The sequence below is a fragment of the Anoxynatronum sibiricum genome (genome assembly GCF_039414295.1).
In the GTDB taxonomy this organism is placed as follows: domain Bacteria; phylum Bacillota; class Clostridia; order Peptostreptococcales; family Tindalliaceae; genus Anoxynatronum; species Anoxynatronum sibiricum.
This window is the reverse complement of record NZ_JBCITM010000028.1, coordinates 19,828-35,552: the sequence shown is the minus strand read 5'-3', so window position 1 is coordinate 35,552 and position 15,725 is coordinate 19,828. Positions and strand designations below refer to the sequence as shown.

Genomic DNA, 15,725 nt, shown 5'->3' with positions numbered 1-15,725 from the left:
GCTTTATGAAAAGCCAGTGATGATTCCCGCTTCATTCGAGTTACCCCGTCAGCAATCATGGACTGATCACCTTTCGGCATACTTTGTTCAACATGATCAAAATCACTTAATGTAGGTATATTGCTTGCTGGCGGCTGTGGTGTTGGTTCAGGCTGTGGTGTTGGCTCCGGCACCTGCCCTGTCTCCGGCATGGCGCTGGGGTCGGTGTACAGGAACACATCAATGCCCCCCATGCTGTTATGGGCCCAGTCCACTGTCACCCCAAAGTTTTCACTGACAAAACGTAAGGGCACAAAAGTCCTGCCCCCCACGATGAGGGCCTGGGTGTCCATGGACACGGAAGCCCCCCGGACCATGGCAGTGGCACTGCCAATGGTGAGGAACATTTCGTTGTTGATCCCCACCCGCTGGGCGGTCTCATCCCAGGTGATGCCCATGCCCAGGTTTTCGCTCACCACCCGGACAGGGACCAAGGTGCGGTTGCTGCCATCCACAAAGGGGCGGGCGTCGGTGAAGGTCACCGGGGTACCATCGATGAACAGGCGGATGGTGTGCTGGGCGGCGGTGGCTGGCAGGGCCAGGGTGGTGAGGAAGATGAGGATGACCAGGGTCAGGGCAAGGCTGGTTTTTCGGTGCATGATTTCAGCTCCTTTAGTGAAATGTGGTTAGGGTTATTGTACCCCAGGGGGCGGATGGGGGCAAGGCCATGTTTGATGTGTTTGATGTGATGTGAGAAGGATGCCCCCTGCGCCGGGGCTTCACCATCGCCGGGTTTTACGGTATACTAAGTGATATGGCATGTCATGCGAGGAGTGAACGCCTGTGAAAGGACAGTTTTCTGTTGCCCGCCAGCCCTTTCAACCCATCACCCACATTGCCCTGACCCGTCAGGCCATTGTGGAAACCAGCCTGCAGCGGTTTGACGATGAAGACCCCTGCATCATCCACGAAACCCATTGCCGGCACTGGCTTGCCCTGGCGTTGATGGAACAGTTGCAGTGCCACCATGGGGAACAGCTGGGCAGGCCCATGGCCATTGGCCAGGCCGGTGGAGGCTTCTGTGACGGAACTGCAGGTGGACGACTACCCTTGTACCTTCACAGTGATGGAAACCATTGCCTTGTCTTTGTTGATAATATTTTATAGCATTTTATAGTGTTTTATAGTAATTTATATTGATTTGTGCTAAAATGGGTAACAGATGAATAGGAGGATTTCATGAAGAGCGTGGCCGAACAGTTCATCAGACATTTTGCTTCTAAAAGGAAGTTCGTTTTCCGCACTCACGCTGTTGAAAGAATGATGGAACGCGGTATTACGGAGGAACAGGTATATGAGTGTGCTGAAACTGGCTGTGTTATGGAGGAACAAAAATCTGATGAGTGTAGTGATATTAAGGTCTTGTTCGCTGAACCAGCCGATAGGCCGGGTTTTTACGTTGTCATTGCTGCCACAAATCGTTTTCCTCATGTCGTGACTGTTTGCTTAAAAGACGAAGATGTTTGGGAAACTGTCAATGGGTTTATTAGGAGGAGGAAGTAACATGAACGCACCTGTTTGTTTTCTTTGCGGCAAAGAAATGATAAAAGTAAAAACCACCGTTGCAGGAGGATGGAAAAAGTACAAGCTTAAAATCGAAAACGTGGATGCTTACCGGTGCGATGCATGCAACGAAGAGGTGCTGGACACTGAAGAAGTGAAAATGATACAAGAGATCGGCATGAGTTTCTCTGAACTGGAAGAAAACAAGCGACCAGATGTGCTGAACTTAGCTGAAACGGCTCAGCTTCTTCGAGTTTCAAATCAATCGGTGTACAATATGATTAAAGATGGCAGGCTCAAAGCCTTTAAAGTCGGAAGAGAATGGCGATTCAATGCAGCGGAGATCAAGGGTGTTCTTAGTGGCCCCTCTACTTCAAAGCAAGTGACTGGAAGCTTACGCAAAAGTATATCTCGAAAAGACCTGGAGAAGAACAAACAGCATAGCCACTGTATGTAACGGGGGCTATGCTATACATCAGAACCAGAGGTTGTAACAGGTTTTAGCGGCAAAGTGCTTCAAAGAAGTGGGAGTGAAAACACCTGTTAAAAAGACGCCCCCAGAGTGAACTGGTTGGGCGTCTTTTTTTGTCATCGCGGCAAACCCCTTCACCAGAGCTGCCAGGGCCCTCCCCCTCAAAGGCCTTGGCCAAACCCCTCCGTCCCCGCTGCCAGGCCGTCCCCGCTGCCAGGCACGCTTCCCGGTATTTCGGCAGCGCCTTGGGGGTCATGGCGGCAATGGGCGTGGCTGCCACTGTCAAACGACCCATGGGCACACCTGTTTTAAGGGCTGTCTGACCGGAGGAGGGGGTATGTAGGGTTATTGTACTGGGAAGAAAACCACCTGCCGCTGCAGGGCAGGTACTGACAGGTGGTCTTTTCATTTCATGGAGGTGAAACGGGGAGGGACTAGCTTTTCACCGGTACTCACTGCCAGTTTATGATTGATTCTTGTTCGTTTCCATTGAAATAACTAACAACGGTTCTAGTTCTTCCATCATTTACATAATGAAGTATTTGAAAGTTATCAGACATCCCCACTACCCAATCACATTCCAGTGCACCAGAGATATATATTGTTTCAACGTAATCCATGGGTATAGAGCTCACTGATTTGAATTCGTATTCAGCCAAATCACCACCACCAGGATTGTAATCGTAGCCGCGAGAACCCCAAATGGCTCCCGTTGGATTACTATAAAAAGCTTCTCCAGCTCGCCAATTGCATCCACTTGGAGCTTTCGGAAAATATATGTATATTTTGTTACCTATCATTTGCATATTATCAACGACTGCTTTATGAAAAGCCAGTGATGATTCCCGCTTCATTCGAGTTACCCCGTCAGCAATCATGGACTGATCACCTTTCGGCATACTTTGTTCAACATGATCAAAATCACTTAATGTAGGTATATTGCTTGTTGGCGGCTGTGGTGTTGGTTCTGGCTGTGGTGTTGGCTCCGGCACCTGCCCTGTCTCCGGCATGGCGCTGGGGTCGGTGTACAGGAACACATCAATGCCCCCCATACTGTTATGGGCCCAGTCCACTGTCACCCCAAAGTTTTCACTGACAAAACGTAAGGGCACAAAAGTCCTGCCCCCCACGATGAGGGCCTGGGTGTCCATGGACACGGAAGCCCCCCGGACCATGGCAGTGGCACTGCCAATGGTGAGGAACATTTCGTTGTTGATCCCCACCCGCTGGGCGGTCTCATCCCAGGTGATGCCCATGCCCAGGTTTTCGCTCACCACCCGGACAGGTACCAAGGTGCGGTTGCTGCCATCCACAAAGGGGTGGGCGTCGGTGAAGGTCACCGGGACATTGTCGATGAACAGGCGGATGGTGTGCTGGGCGGCGGTGGCTGGCAGGGCCAGGGTGGTGAGGAAGATGAGGATGACCAGGGTCAGGGCAAGGCTGGTTTTTCGGTTCATGATTTCAGCTCCTTTAGTGAAATGTGGTTAGGGTTATTGTACCCCAGGGGGCGGATGGGGACAAGGCCATGTTTGATGATGTGTTTGATGTGTTGTGAGAAGGATGCCCCCTGTGCCGGGGCTTCACCATCGCCGGGTTTTACGTTATACTAAGTGATATGGCATGTCATGCGAGGAGTGAACGCCTGTGAAAGGACAGTTTTCTGTTGCCCGCCAGCCCTTTCAACCCATCACCCACATTGCCCTGACCCGTCAGGCCATTGTGGAAACCAGCCTGCAGCGGTTTGACGATGAAGACCCCTGCATCATCCACGAAACCCATTGCCGGCACTGGCTTGCCCTGGCGTTGATGGAACAGTTGCAGTGCCACCATGGGGAACAGCTGGGCAGGCCCATGGCCATTGGCCAGCTTCATCCAACGATTCGAAAGGTGCTGGCCTATGATGACGGTGAAACCATTGTGTTTACGTAAAGGGTGCTTCTACCTGCTGATGCTGCTGTCATTGGCCAGGCCGGTGGAGGCTTCTGTGACGGAACTGCAGGTGGATTACTACGGGGTGGATACCTGCCTGTACTGCCTGGAAGCAGAAGCACTGCTGCATGCCGCCCTGGACCAGGCGGCCCATGAAAACCCCTCCCTGCGGGTACAGGTGCAAAAAATCACCACCCATGGCCAGGAAGGCACGGCACGCCTCCGGGCAACGGCCCAACAGTACGGGGTGACACCCATGATCCCCCTGGTGGTGGTGAACCACCACCTGCCCCTTTCCGGCCTGGAAGCCATCAGGGGGTTTTTGGAACCGGACACACTGGCCCGCTACCTGGCCACGGGAGACCCGCCCAGGTCTTCCTTGCCGGAAAGGCCCGTTTCCTTTGCCTTGCCCGTGGTCCTCATGGCCGGCCTCCTGGACGGACTGAACCCCTGCGCCCTGGCCATGCTCATGTTCCTGCTGTCCTACGTGATGATGGCAGGGGCCCAGGGGGATGATTACCGGCAGGTCCTAACCGTTGGCTGGATCTACGCCGGCGCCACCTTTCTCACCTATTTTGTCATCGGTGCCGGGCTCATGACCTTTTTACTGCAACTGGCTTTTTTGCCTGCCGCCCTGCGGGTGGTCTACGCTCTCACAGTGCTTTTTTGCCTGGTCTTTGCCGGGCTCAACCTCATGGATTACCACCACCTGCGCACCGGCAATGAACGGGCGGTGAAAACCCAGCTGCCCAAAAAGCTCAAGCACCTCATCCACCGCCTGGTGCGCCAACGCCTGTCCCCGGCCAGCCTGTACCTGACCACGTTTTTTGTCAGCGTCCTGGTGTCCCTCATTGACTTTCTCTGCACCGGCCAGATTTACCTGCCCACCCTGACCTTTATGCTCTCCACCCAACCAGGCCAGTGGCAGTTGTACGGCCTGCTGGCCCTGTACAACCTGATGTTCATCGTCCCCATCATACTGGTGTTTTACGCCGTGTACGGCGCCAAGACCATCCTCACCGTGTCCCACACCCTGACCCGCCACCTGAAACACATCAAGCTGGCAGGGGCTTTCTTTTACACCGGCATGGCGGTGTATGTGTTGGTGATCCTGCAGCGGTGGCTGTAACCTATGGAGGTGTATAGACAATGCAAAACCCCGCCACATGTGTGAAAGGGACGATCCTGTGTCTTTTTCTGCTCTTATTGTCCCTGGGCCTGAGCGGCTGCAACGGCGGCGCTTCATCCCAGGAAGAAGCCTTTGACTCGGTGGAAAGCTACCTGGACTTTGCTGCCGGCAAGGAAGACCCCGCCCCCCCGGACACCGGCCCTCAGGGTGACGTGCAGGCTTACGGAGACATCACCCCCACAGACTGGCGCCGCCTCTTTGACCAGGCAGACCAGCCCTACCTGGTGATGATTGGTTCTGTGTACTGCGAGCCCTGTTATATACTGGAAGAAACGGTGCTCTCCGCCTACCGGTCAGCCCCCCGGCAGGTGCCCTACTACCACTTTGAAATCGGTGATTACCCCATAAGGGTGAACTGGCTCCTGGAACAGCCCTTCTGGGCCCAGGTGCAGGAAGAAACAGGCAGCGAATTCCCCGTCACCCCCACCCTGCTGAGGATGCAGGGAGAGGTGCTCCTGGCGTACCGGGTGGGCCTTATGGACCTGGAGGCCTTTCTGGAGCTGGCTGAAGGCAGGGGCGTGGACTGAGGCAGGCTTCGCCCTGTCCGTCACCGTTTTTGAAGTTCATGGTGCCATGGGTTTTTAGTGACAAGAAAACCCTTTCAAGAAGTTCTTGAAAGGGTTTTCCTTTTGGGTATGTTGTTTTTCGATAAAAGCATCATCCTCTTCACTCCAGCAAATGATCAACTCATACTTATCCATCGGCAGCACCTCCCCATTTATACCTGAGTATCATTTGTCTAACCTGCTTAACCTGATAGGACTTCGCTTTTGACCCCTTTGATTGAATGTTAGTGATTTCTTCGATGCGCTGCTTATAAAAAATATGGTGACTTTACTTGATTCATTCTTGGAAAGCCCACCTATGATTTTGTTATTGCATCTGCCTGCTTTACAGGGGACAGTTCATTTCGACGGAGGCGGTTTTTTTTAGCTGTTTTTCGGACTGGCAATTCGATGCAACAGTGCCATCGTCTCTTCCGGCGTCAGCCATCTTTCTTCGATTCCTTCGGCAATAACACTGGTATCTGTATTTCCTTGCCCCCGTGGCAGCACGAAGGAAATCTGCTGGTGCCGGTTTTTCTTATCGCCTTTCATCGCTGCCACCAGCTGATCCGGCAGCCACTCCGGCATCGTGGCCAGTACCGGCAGACGTTCCACCAACACCTTCATTTCATTGTACTGTTCCGGCAACAGCCAGCGAAGCTCCCTGGCCATTTTCAGTTCCAGCAGCATGCCTTCCCGCAGGGCGGCTCCGTGGGTGATGCGGTAAGCCATGAGCTTTTCGATGGCGTGACCGGCAGTGTGCCCCACATTCAGCACCTTCCGCAACCCTGCTTCCCGTTCATCGGCGGTTACAATCGCCGCCTTGCTTTGAAGGCATTTGGCAATGAGGGTTGTCATCACCTGGGGATCTCTGGCGGCAATTTTCTCCCAATGAACGGCCAGCCACTCCCGGAGAGATGGTCCTTCGATGAGGCCATATTTCACCACCTCACTGCAACCGTTCCAAAATTCCGATTCTGGAAGGGTTTTCAGAAACAGTGGATCAATCCAAACCCCTGAAGGCGGATAAAAACTGCCCGCCAGGTTTTTTCCCGCCCGAAGATTCACCCCGGTTTTGCCTCCCACGCTGCTGTCCACTTGGGCCAGTAACGTGGTGGGAATTTGAAGCCAGGAAATTCCCCGCATGTAAATGGCGGCACAAAAGCCGGTGATGTCACCCACCACACCGCCGCCCAGGGCCATCAATCCGTCTTCACGGGTTATCCCGGCAGCAGCCAGCGCTTCCAGCACTATTGCCGCCTGTTCCATGGTTTTGGAAGATTCGCCGGCAGGAAGGGTGATCACGGTGACCACCGCTGTCGGCAAATGGGATATTAGCTGGGAATAACAGGCAGCCACCTTTTCATCAGTAATGAGAGCCCATCGCCTTTGCTGCAAGAAACCCTGCATTGCCTCATTCAGAAGGGATGTGACACATCCCTCCCCGATATGAATGTCATAGCTGCCGGTGCCAGTGGTTACCTGGATGGTTTCCAGCATCGTTTCATCTCCTTAAAGGAATCTCGTCCAAAGGTTTCCAGAAAAGCCTGGGCCACCACAAAGAGGGTCACCAGCTCTGCCACCACTGCCGCCGCCGGAACGGCACAGGTGTCACTGCGCTCCTTCACCGCTTCAAAGGGTTCTTTGGTGCGCATGTCGATGGTTTGCAGCGGCTGCATCAACGTGGGAATGGGCTTCACCCCGCAGCGCACCACCAGTTCTTCGCCATTGCTCATGCCGCCTTCAATGCCGCCGGCATGGTTGGTTTTTCGGTGGATGCCCCGGTCTTTGTCATGATAAATTTCATCATGAACCTGGGACCCTGGCCGCCGGGCGGCTTCAAAACCGTCGCCGATTTCCACGCCCTTGACTGCCTGAATGCTCATGAGGGCGTAGGCCAGCCGGGCATCCAGCTTCCGGTCCCATTGCACGTGACTGCCCAATCCTACGGGAAGGCCCTTGACCCGCACCTCCACAACGCCTCCCAGAGAATCTCCCTGGGCTTTGGCCTGGTCAATGACAGCCATCATTTTCGTCGCTGCTGACTCATCAATGCAGCGTACGGGAGAGTTTTCAGCACCCGTCAGGCTTTCAAATGTAAGGGGTTGATGCTGAATGGCCACCGATCCAATGGAAATCACATGACAGGCCGCCTCAATACCAAAGGGTTGCAGCATCTGACGGGCGATACTGCCCACCGCCACCCTGGCGGCAGTTTCCCGGGCACTGCTCCGCTCCAGAATGGGGCGCATATCATCAAATCCGTATTTCAGGGCACCGGGAAGATCCGCATGGCCCGGCCGGGGATGCACCACCTGTCGGTAGGTCACATCTCCATCGAAGGGGTCCATTCCCTGCTGCCAGTTTTGATAATCCCGGTTTTCGATGGTAAAGGCCAGGGGACTCGCCAGTGTCACCCCCCCACGAAGGCCTGACAACACGTGGATTCGGTCTTGCTCGATGGCCATACGGCCGCCTCTGCCGTACCCCTGCTGTCGCCGTGCCAGATCTTCGTCAATGCCTTCCCGGTTGACGGGCATCCCCGCCGGCAAACCTTCCAGAATGCCCACCAGCGCTTGCCCGTGGGATTCTCCTGCTGTCAGATACCGCAGCATATTTTCACCTTCCTGTCATCTTATGATAATGGTTGCTCCCGCAGAAACCACTTGTAAAACTGTCATGTCATGCATTATTCCACCTCATGTGATATGAAGGAACATCTTGTTATTACCTTCCCTGTCTTCAAGTTGAAGTGCTTAGTCTTCTCCCAGCACCCGCTGAGCCTTTGGAAATGAGCCAAAAATGATCAAGCTGCGGGTCAGCAACCGAAGTTTTTCAAGAATGGCACCGATGGCAGGTTCTTGCTGATGCCCTTCAAAGTCGATGAAAAACACATATTGCCCCAGTTCCATTTTAGCAGGTCTAGACTCAATGCGGGTCAGATTCACATTGGCTTCGGCAAAAATTTTTAAAATTTCGTATAAGTTTCCAGCCGTGTCTCTGTGAAAAGAAAAAGCAATGGCCGTTTTATCATTTCCCGTAGGCTGAGGTGTGCCGGTTCCCAGCAACACAAAGCGGGTTTGGTTGAACCGGTTGTCCTGAATGTTGCCCCTCACTGGTTTCAGCCCATGATGCAGCCCGGCCCAGCGGCTGGCGATGGCTGCCGTGCCGTTACCGGCTTCTTTGGCCAACAGGCAGGCTGTTGAAGTACTTTCGCAGGGCACCAGCTTAACTCCGGGATAATGGGTGCGGAAAAAATGACGGCATTGCTCAATGGCCTGGGGATGGGAGTAGGCTGTGTTCATGGCTGCCTCATCTTTTTCTGCCATAAACAGATGATGGCAGACGGTATAAATCACCTCCGCCTGGATGGCACCGTGTTGCAACGTGAGGAGGCTGTCCATCACGGCAGTCACCGCACCTTCGGTGGAGTTTTCAACAGGAAGCAGCCCCGCGGCAATGGCTCCCGTATCCACCTTTTCAATGATTTCAGAGAACGTGTCGCAGGCTTCCGGTGTCATTTCCGGAAAACCTTCCGTTAAAGCCAAATAGCTGTAAGAGCCCTGGGGGCCCAAATACCCACAGATCATCGGCTCACCACCAGTTGCTTCAATGTCTGCTCGAAGCCTGGGAAGGAGACCGCCATGCACTCCGGTTGCTGAATATGTACCGGCGATTCTGCCATAAGACCAGCCACAGCCATGGCCATGGCGATGCGGTGGTCACCGTGGCTTTCCACCGTCCCACCCTGTATTCGCTGAGGTCCCTGAATCACCATGCCGTCCTCCAGGGTTTCCACCTGAACTCCCACCCGGGAAAGCTCCTGGGCCATGGCACTGATCCGATCTGTTTCTTTCACCCGCAGTTCCCGGGCACCGGTGATGCGGGTTTCTCCCTGGGCGCAGGCGGCTGCCACGGCAATCACGGGGATTTCGTCAATGAGACTTGGCACCAGTTCTTCTCCAATCTCAATGCCCTTCAGGGTGCTTCCGGCAATGATGATATCGCCAATGGGTTCCCCGCCGGCTTCCCGCTGGTTGAGAATCTCAATGGATGCCCCCATTCGTTGGAGCACGGTGATGATTCCTGCACGGGTCGAATTCAATCCCACGCCTTCCAGTGTTAATCGGGAGCCGGGAAGGCAGGCAGCTGCCACCAGGAGGAAGGCCGCAGAGGAAATATCTCCCGGCACTTCCACCCGGGTGCCCTTTAATTGGGAGGGACGGATGCTGCGCACAAGACCTTCAGAACGAACATCAGCGCCAAAAGCCTGAAGCATCCGCTCTGTATGATCCCGGCTGGCCCGGGGTTCAGTGACGCTGGTGACTCCTTCAGCATAAAGACCGGCCAGGAGCACTGCCGATTTCACCTGGGCACTGGCCACCGGCATGGCGTAATCGATGGCTTTCAAACCGCCTCCACGAATCACCAGAGGTGCCTTGCGACCGCCTTCACGCCCGTCAATAACAGCACCCATTTGGCGCAGGGGCACCGAAATTCGATCCATGGGACGGCTTCTCAGTGAACTGTCGCCGGTGATGACTGAAAGAAAGGGCTGGCCGCTGAGAATACCAGACATAAGACGAATGGTGGTGCCGGAATTACCGGCGTCCAGGATATCCTGAGGCTCTAACAGGCCTTCTGTGCCTCTTCCGGTGATGACCATGGCATCGCCGCCATGCGCCACCTGTATGCCCATTTGCTGAAAACAACGCAGGGTGGACAGGCAGTCTTCCCCTTCTAAAAATCCGGTAATTTCAGTGGTGCCTTCGCTGATTCCAGCCAGCATGACCGCCCGATGACTGATGGACTTGTCACCGGGAACCCGGCAGGTTCCGTTGAGTTTAATGGCTTGATTGATGGTGAGCATCTTGTTTCTCTCCTTTGCTTCGGGCGAAGGAACAGCCTTCCCCGCTGAGTGCTTTCATTGCCTGCTGCTCTGCTTCGGCACTGAGGAAGGCCAGTCGCACTGCGCCCTTTTCTCCCTCTCGGGCATGAAGGATTTCAATCTCCCGAATGTTAACACCGGCTTTCGCCAGAACACCGGTGATAGTGGCCAACGCCCCCGGTTCGTCCTTGATGTCCACATACAGTTCATACCAGGCCGGCAGATAGTCTTTTCCTGCTGCCGGCAACTGGTCCCGAAAGACTTTGCCTGCTTCAAGAAAATCCTGCATCCATTTCCGATCTTCTTGCTTCAGTGCCTGGGTCACCGCCTGCACTTTCTTTTCCAGGTCTTGCAGGCAAATTAGCAATTGTCGCCGGTTCAAGTGGAAAATTTCTTCCCAGAGAGCCGGACTTCCGGCGGCAATCCGGGTGGTATCACGAAACCCGCTGCCGGTGAAGGCGGTCATGCTTTCATCGGCTTTTTCTCCCACAGTGGCTGCCAGTAATGAAGCCATCATATGGGGAAGGTGACTGGTGTTGGCCAGAATTTCGTCATGGCGGCCAGCTTCCAGTGTCACGGGAAAGGCTCCCAGGGTGGAGACCAACGTTTTTAGCCGGTTAATGGCGGTTTCTGGTGTTTTTTCGTCTGGTGTCAGAAAATAATAGGCATTTTCAAAGAGGGTGGATGTCGCTGCCGGCAAACCGCCTTTTTCTGATCCTGCCAGAGGGTGTCCGCCGACAAAAGCGGTTTCTGGCAACAGATGGTCGGCTGCTGCTGTCATGGCCGGCACTTTCACGCTTCCCAGGTCAGTGACCACTGCTCCCGGTTTAAGATTAGGTGCCATTGCCTTGAAAAGGGCCGTGTAGCTGCCCACAGGAGTTGCCAGAATCACCAGATCAGCCTGGGCCACTGCTGCGACCATATTCTCTGCCACCTGGTCAACCAGTGCCATCTCGAGCGCCAGGCGACAGGTTTCCGGATGGGCATCATATCCCACCAACATACAGGGAATGCGCTCTTTAAGCGCCATGGCCATGCTTCCTCCCATTAACCCCAGGCCAATAACAGCAATTTGGTGAAAGTCATTCATGGTGTCGTCTCCTTCCGTCGGTATCAGTTGTCATTACCGAACGGCGTAAATTTTCTGTACAGTGTCCATCAACCGCTGAAAATTATCGTATTTCAGGGACTGGGCACCATCTGACACTGCTTCCTCCGGTTGATTGTGAACCTCAACGATCAGTCCGTCGGCTCCCACGGCCACTGCTGCCTTGGACATAGGTTCCACCAGGGTCCATTTTCCGGTACCATGGCTGGGGTCCACCACCACAGGCAGATGGCTCAGCTCTTTGATCACCGGCACTGCACTCAGGTCAAGGGTGTTGCGGGTGTAAGTCTCGAAGGTGCGGATGCCCCGTTCACACAACACCACGTTGGGGTTCCCCTGGGCCAACACATACTCTGCCGACATGAGGAATTCTTCCACAGTGGCACTCATCCCCCGTTTCAGCAAAATGGGTTTGCCGCTTTTACCAGCCTGCTTCAGCAAGGCGAAGTTCTGCATATTCCGGGCACCAATCTGAATGAGATCCACATATTCTGCCACCATGTCAAAGTTCGCCTGATCCATGGCCTCTGACACCACCGGCATCCCAGTAACTTCTTTTGCTTTTTTCAGCAGCTTAAGGCCTTCTTCCCCCATTCCCTGAAAACTGTAGGGTGAGGTGCGGGGTTTGAAAGCACCGCCCCGGAGCATACGGGCTCCCAATCGTCTTACATTGCAGGCAATATCCATCAGCTGGTCTTCGCTTTCAACGGCGCAGGGGCCAGCCATCATCACCAGGCTGCCGTTTCCAATGGTAACGCCGTCCAGTTTAACCACGGTATCTTCCGGGTGAAAATCCCGGGAGGCCAGTTTGAAGGGGTGCATGACCCGAATCAAACGCTCCACATGTTCGTTGGCTTCAATTTGACTGGGGTTGATCTTTCGGGTGTCCCCCACAAGGCCCAGCAGCGTTCTGTCAGTTCCTTTGGATTCATGGACTTCGCAGCCCAGGCTGAGCATTTTTTGTTTGATTTTTTCGATGATGGCTGTTGGTGCTGAAGGTTTCATGACAATAACCATTTATTTCCCTCCTGTTAACTGATTTGATGGTTGATATGGGACACAAGTAATTGAAAGTGGTTAAAGAGCCTGCCATTTATCTCAACAGGACGTCTCCTGCCGGATGTTGATGGTGATGCCTTTGCCGCCAAATAAAAAAGAGACTCTCTAAGAGTCTCCCGGTTTCCCTGTCTGGTATTGAGGCAGAGGCCATTGAAAGATGTGTATGCCACCCTATGAGAGGGCGGGAGCACTTAGATTGAACCACAGTCTGTGAAGTTTTGGCCACGCAAAAGTACCGGCGCTAAAGTAAAAATAGCCCCAGCTAAAAAAGTAATAGCCAAATACTTCATGGAATTGTCGGTTCAGTTTCAGTGACGGCATCTTCTTCACATTCCTTCGGCTTTATCATGCTTCCCTGCAGGCAATCTGCCTGTCCGCAATCTTTACCGGCGGGAAGTTATGGTTATTATAATCGCCTGTGACAAGTCTGTCAATCATATTCATGCAAAAATATGAAAAAATCTGAAAAAAGCAGACATTGATCTGGCCTGTCAGGTCCCCCCATCAACCTTACGCAAAGTCTCGGGGCTTCAGGCAGGAAGCCGGGATTTTCAGGACTGCTTACCTTCACCGTCTTTCAGAGGGCAGACACTCACCTGTTGAGAGGTAATGTTTCAGACGGCGGACACTGGTACTCAGCACCAGCTCTTCGGGCACCTGCAGCTCTTCTATGAGTATTTCCGCTTTGTCAAATCGACCCACATCCCAGGCTCCGTGGGCATCACTGCCCAGCACCACCGGTTGGTTCATGTCGCGGCAGAGCTCAAGAATCTTTCGGCAGTTTTCCAGACTTCCCTTCCGAAAACTGTGGGGCTGCAAGGAGCTGTTGTTAATTTCGATTAACTTGCGAAATGCGTGCACCGCTTTGACCACCGTTTCTGCATGAATGGGAAAAAGAGGATTACCAATGTGCCCCAGCACATGGACATGGGGATTGGCAACTGCCTTAATTAACGCCTGGGTATTTTCCTCCCGGCTGCCAGGTTTGATGCAGGGCAGATGAAGACTGGCAATCACCAGGTCCAGATCTGACAGTACGCTGTCTGGCAGATCAAGATCGCCCTCATGACTTAAAATATTGACTTCAGCTCCCTTTAGAATCTCCACTCCTGAAAGGGTTTTCGGTAAAATGCGCAGGTTTCGAAAATGGGTGGTGCCCGGTGCATCGGGCATGGCAGGGGCGTGGTCGGTCATGGCGATGAGCTTCAGCCCCCTTTCAGCTGCGTAGGCAGCCATTTCTCCAATGGTGCTGTAAGCGTGCCCGCTGGAGAGGGTGTGGCAGTGGGTATCTGTTTCAAAAAACATGGAACCGGCACCTCTTTTCCGATGAGTTGACTCTTGTGAAAGACCTGTCACCTGTAGTAGGATAGAGACATACCGCAGGTTAGCCATTGGAAGGACGTGGATCAGTGAAAATCATTGTGCAAAAATTTGGTGGTACTTCTTTAGCTGCCCCGGAAGCCCGGGAACAGGCACTTCGTAAAATTGGTCAGGCGAAACAGAAAGACCTGATGCCTGTGGTGGTGGTGTCAGCCATGGGACGGAATGGAGCTCCCTACGCCACTGATACCCTCAAAAACCTGGTGGCCATGGAGGGCACTCCCACCAGCCAGAAAAATCTTGATCTGCTGCTTTCCTGCGGCGAGATTATTTCAGCTGTGGTAGTCTCCGACCTTCTGGAAGCTTCCGGTCACCCTGCCGTGGCACTCACTGGCTGGCAGGCCGGCATTGTGACAGACGATCATTTTGGTGAGGCAGATATTCTAAGTATTGAAAAAGAAAAACTGCTGGGGTATCTGGAGCAGGGAATTATCCCCGTGGTCACTGGTTTCCAGGGAATCAACGCACGTCAGGAAATCACCACCCTTGGCCGTGGTGGCAGCGACACAACGGCTGTGGCTCTGGGCGCAGCCCTGAAGGCCGAATGCGTGGAAATCTACACCGATGTGAACGGCATCATGACGGCAGACCCACGGGTGGTTCCCCAGGCCTGTATGTTGGATGAAATTCATTATGACGAGATCTTTCAGATGGCGGATCAGGGAGCTAAAGTGATTCATCCCCGGGCAGTGGAAATCGCCCGGCAAAATGGTGTCACTCTGCGAATCCGCAATACCATGAGCGATCACCCCGGCACGCTGATCTGTGCCCGTCATCAGACTTTCAACACGGCTTATACCACCCAGAGAGAGGAACTGCTGACTGCCATTACCCAAAAAGATGGGCTGACCCGGGTCGTATTGGTTTCCCAGGGAGATGCGGCTACGGAGAGTCTCTTTTTTGATGATCTTGCCACCAGCGGGATCAGTATTGATATGATCAACTTCTCCACTGATCGTAAAGCTTTTGTCATTGATAACAGCGGCGTCTCCCGTTTTCACCAGTTGATGGAAAGCCGGCCCTTTACCTGCGAACTGTTTCCAGAGGTGAGCAAGGTCACCCTCATTGGTAATCGGATGACCGGCATTCCCGGTGTCATGGCCACAGTCATGCGGGCCCTGACAGATCAGGGGATCCCCCTGCTGCAAAGTTCTGACTCACATGCCACTATCTCCTGTCTGGTTCCCAGCCCTGAAGCCCACCGGGCGGTGCAGGCTCTCCACCAGTCCTTTGGCCTTGACCGCCGCAAATCCAACAGCTGACAACCGTCATCTTCATCAATCCTGCTTGTCCGTCTCCTGCCTTTCAGCCAGCCGTTTCAGAATCAGCTGATAACCATCTGCACCATAGAGCAGGCACCGGTTGACCCGGCTGATGGTGGCTGTGCTGGCACCAGTTGTCTTCTCAATTTCACTGTAGGTTTTTCCTTCTTTCAGAAGGCGGGCCACTGCCAGCCTCTGAGAGATGGACTGAACCTCTTTGATGGTACAGATGTCTTCAAAAAAGCGGTAGCATTCCTCGACAGTTTCCAGTGCCAGTACAGCTTCAAATAGCGCATCGGCAAAAGGATCTTTCAGTTTGGACTCGTAGGACACAGGCTCACCCCTTTTCAT

Annotated in this window: 18 protein-coding genes; 7 read left to right on the top strand and 11 right to left on the bottom strand. The window is 53.7% G+C overall.

All coding sequences use genetic code 11. The features are described 5' to 3' along the window. Nucleotides 1-638: copper amine oxidase N-terminal domain-containing protein (locus AAIG11_RS16830; RefSeq protein WP_343187405.1), on the bottom strand; the 638-nt coding region annotated here is incomplete at its 3' end. 184 nt (nucleotides 639-822) lie between these two features. On the opposite strand from AAIG11_RS16830, the gene AAIG11_RS16825 reads away from it, so the two are divergent. From AAIG11_RS16825 to AAIG11_RS16815, 3 genes are all read left to right on the top strand, one after another. Beyond that, a complete protein-coding gene (locus AAIG11_RS16825) occupies nucleotides 823-1,146 on the top strand; it encodes a hypothetical protein (protein ID WP_343187404.1) in 324 nt (107 codons plus the stop codon). A 72-nt stretch (nucleotides 1,147-1,218) separates the two neighbouring features. Continuing rightward, complete coding sequence (locus tag AAIG11_RS16820; protein ID WP_343187403.1) at nucleotides 1,219-1,542, top strand: DUF4258 domain-containing protein; 324 nt, start codon at nucleotides 1,219-1,221, stop codon at nucleotides 1,540-1,542. Nucleotide 1,543: 1 nt separating this feature from the next. Further along, nucleotides 1,544-1,999, top strand: coding sequence for a helix-turn-helix domain-containing protein (locus AAIG11_RS16815; RefSeq protein WP_343187402.1), 456 nt, complete (start codon nucleotides 1,544-1,546; stop codon nucleotides 1,997-1,999). Nucleotides 2,000-2,042: 43 nt separating this feature from the next. On the opposite strand, the gene AAIG11_RS16810 is transcribed toward AAIG11_RS16815, so the two are convergent. Both AAIG11_RS16810 and AAIG11_RS16805 read right to left on the bottom strand, forming a co-directional pair. After that, the gene (locus AAIG11_RS16810; protein WP_343187401.1) at nucleotides 2,043-2,423 is read right to left on the bottom strand and encodes a hypothetical protein; all 381 of its coding nucleotides are present in this window, start codon (nucleotides 2,421-2,423) and stop codon (nucleotides 2,043-2,045) included. A 43-nt stretch (nucleotides 2,424-2,466) separates the two neighbouring features. Continuing rightward, on the bottom strand, nucleotides 2,467-3,471 hold the full coding sequence (locus AAIG11_RS16805) for a copper amine oxidase N-terminal domain-containing protein (protein WP_343187400.1): 1,005 nt from the start codon (nucleotides 3,469-3,471) through the stop codon (nucleotides 2,467-2,469). A 187-nt stretch (nucleotides 3,472-3,658) separates the two neighbouring features. Between AAIG11_RS16805 and AAIG11_RS16800 the strand changes: the two genes are divergently transcribed. Genes AAIG11_RS16800 through AAIG11_RS16790 form a run of 3 tightly spaced genes read left to right on the top strand, consistent with a single transcriptional unit; the run spans nucleotide 3,659 to nucleotide 5,659 of the window. Next, nucleotides 3,659-3,943, top strand: a complete 285-nt coding sequence (locus AAIG11_RS16800; protein ID WP_343187399.1) for a hypothetical protein — start codon at nucleotides 3,659-3,661, stop codon at nucleotides 3,941-3,943. Beyond that, complete coding sequence (locus tag AAIG11_RS16795) at nucleotides 3,912-5,072, top strand: cytochrome c biogenesis CcdA family protein (RefSeq protein WP_343187398.1); 1,161 nt, start codon at nucleotides 3,912-3,914, stop codon at nucleotides 5,070-5,072. The genes AAIG11_RS16800 and AAIG11_RS16795 overlap by 32 nt, the downstream gene beginning before the upstream one ends. Nucleotides 5,073-5,113: 41 nt before the next feature. Continuing rightward, the gene (locus tag AAIG11_RS16790) at nucleotides 5,114-5,659 is read left to right on the top strand and encodes a hypothetical protein (protein ID WP_343187397.1); all 546 of its coding nucleotides are present in this window, start codon (nucleotides 5,114-5,116) and stop codon (nucleotides 5,657-5,659) included. 402 nt (nucleotides 5,660-6,061) lie between these two features. On the opposite strand, the gene aroB is transcribed toward AAIG11_RS16790, so the two are convergent. The 7 genes from aroB to AAIG11_RS16755 all read right to left on the bottom strand — a co-directional run bounded on the left by aroB (nucleotide 6,062) and on the right by AAIG11_RS16755 (nucleotide 14,037). Next, nucleotides 6,062-7,177, bottom strand: coding sequence for a 3-dehydroquinate synthase (aroB, locus tag AAIG11_RS16785; protein ID WP_343187396.1), 1,116 nt, complete (start codon nucleotides 7,175-7,177; stop codon nucleotides 6,062-6,064). Continuing rightward, nucleotides 7,156-8,292 (bottom strand): chorismate synthase, encoded by a 1,137-nt coding sequence (gene aroC, locus AAIG11_RS16780; protein WP_343187395.1) that lies wholly within the window; start codon nucleotides 8,290-8,292, stop codon nucleotides 7,156-7,158. The genes aroB and aroC overlap by 22 nt, the downstream gene beginning before the upstream one ends. 141 nt (nucleotides 8,293-8,433) lie before the next feature. Continuing rightward, nucleotides 8,434-9,267, bottom strand: a complete 834-nt coding sequence (gene pheA / locus AAIG11_RS16775; RefSeq protein ID WP_343187394.1) for a prephenate dehydratase — start codon at nucleotides 9,265-9,267, stop codon at nucleotides 8,434-8,436. Beyond that, nucleotides 9,264-10,547: a 3-phosphoshikimate 1-carboxyvinyltransferase gene (aroA, locus tag AAIG11_RS16770; protein WP_343187393.1), complete on the bottom strand. Its 1,284-nt coding sequence runs from the start codon at nucleotides 10,545-10,547 to the stop codon at nucleotides 9,264-9,266. Before aroA ends, pheA begins: the two co-directional genes overlap by 4 nt. Next, on the bottom strand, nucleotides 10,522-11,655 hold the full coding sequence (locus AAIG11_RS16765; protein WP_343187392.1) for a prephenate dehydrogenase/arogenate dehydrogenase family protein: 1,134 nt from the start codon (nucleotides 11,653-11,655) through the stop codon (nucleotides 10,522-10,524). Before AAIG11_RS16765 ends, aroA begins: the two co-directional genes overlap by 26 nt. A gap of 33 nt (nucleotides 11,656-11,688) precedes the next feature. Further along, nucleotides 11,689-12,690: a 3-deoxy-7-phosphoheptulonate synthase gene (gene aroF / locus AAIG11_RS16760; protein WP_343187391.1), complete on the bottom strand. Its 1,002-nt coding sequence runs from the start codon at nucleotides 12,688-12,690 to the stop codon at nucleotides 11,689-11,691. Nucleotides 12,691-13,299: 609 nt separating this feature from the next. Beyond that, nucleotides 13,300-14,037, bottom strand: coding sequence for a phosphatase (locus tag AAIG11_RS16755; RefSeq protein ID WP_343187390.1), 738 nt, complete (start codon nucleotides 14,035-14,037; stop codon nucleotides 13,300-13,302). 104 nt (nucleotides 14,038-14,141) lie between these two features. Here AAIG11_RS16755 and dapG point away from each other — a divergent pair, with 104 nt between their 5' ends. Next, nucleotides 14,142-15,374, top strand: coding sequence for an aspartate kinase (gene dapG / locus AAIG11_RS16750; RefSeq protein WP_343187389.1), 1,233 nt, complete (start codon nucleotides 14,142-14,144; stop codon nucleotides 15,372-15,374). Between the two features lie 15 nt (nucleotides 15,375-15,389). Here the strand turns inward: dapG and AAIG11_RS16745 are convergent, their stop codons facing one another. Further along, entirely contained in the window at nucleotides 15,390-15,725 is a 336-nt protein-coding gene (locus AAIG11_RS16745) for a YerC/YecD family TrpR-related protein (RefSeq protein WP_343187388.1), read from the bottom strand.

Bases quoted from the DNA above. Each gene is read 5' to 3' on its own strand.
- AAIG11_RS16820 (WP_343187403.1), top strand. From the start codon at position 1,219: ATGAAGAGCGTGGCCGAACAGTTCATCAGACATTTTGCTTCTAAAAGG.
- AAIG11_RS16815 (WP_343187402.1), top strand. From the start codon at position 1,544: ATGAACGCACCTGTTTGTTTTCTTTGCGGCAAAGAAATGATAAAAGTA.
- AAIG11_RS16810 (WP_343187401.1), bottom strand. From the start codon at position 2,423: ATGAAAAGACCACCTGTCAGTACCTGCCCTGCAGCGGCAGGTGGTTTT.
- AAIG11_RS16805 (WP_343187400.1), bottom strand. From the start codon at position 3,471: ATGAACCGAAAAACCAGCCTTGCCCTGACCCTGGTCATCCTCATCTTC.
- AAIG11_RS16795 (WP_343187398.1), top strand. From the start codon at position 3,912: ATGATGACGGTGAAACCATTGTGTTTACGTAAAGGGTGCTTCTACCTG.
- aroB (WP_343187396.1), bottom strand. From the start codon at position 7,177: ATGCTGGAAACCATCCAGGTAACCACTGGCACCGGCAGCTATGACATT.
- aroC (WP_343187395.1), bottom strand. From the start codon at position 8,292: ATGCTGCGGTATCTGACAGCAGGAGAATCCCACGGGCAAGCGCTGGTG.
- pheA (WP_343187394.1), bottom strand. From the start codon at position 9,267: ATGATCTGTGGGTATTTGGGCCCCCAGGGCTCTTACAGCTATTTGGCT.
- aroA (WP_343187393.1), bottom strand. From the start codon at position 10,547: ATGCTCACCATCAATCAAGCCATTAAACTCAACGGAACCTGCCGGGTT.
- AAIG11_RS16765 (WP_343187392.1), bottom strand. From the start codon at position 11,655: ATGAATGACTTTCACCAAATTGCTGTTATTGGCCTGGGGTTAATGGGA.
- aroF (WP_343187391.1), bottom strand. From the start codon at position 12,690: ATGGTTATTGTCATGAAACCTTCAGCACCAACAGCCATCATCGAAAAA.
- AAIG11_RS16755 (WP_343187390.1), bottom strand. From the start codon at position 14,037: ATGTTTTTTGAAACAGATACCCACTGCCACACCCTCTCCAGCGGGCAC.
- AAIG11_RS16745 (WP_343187388.1), bottom strand. From the start codon at position 15,725: ATGAAAAGGGGTGAGCCTGTGTCCTACGAGTCCAAACTGAAAGATCCT.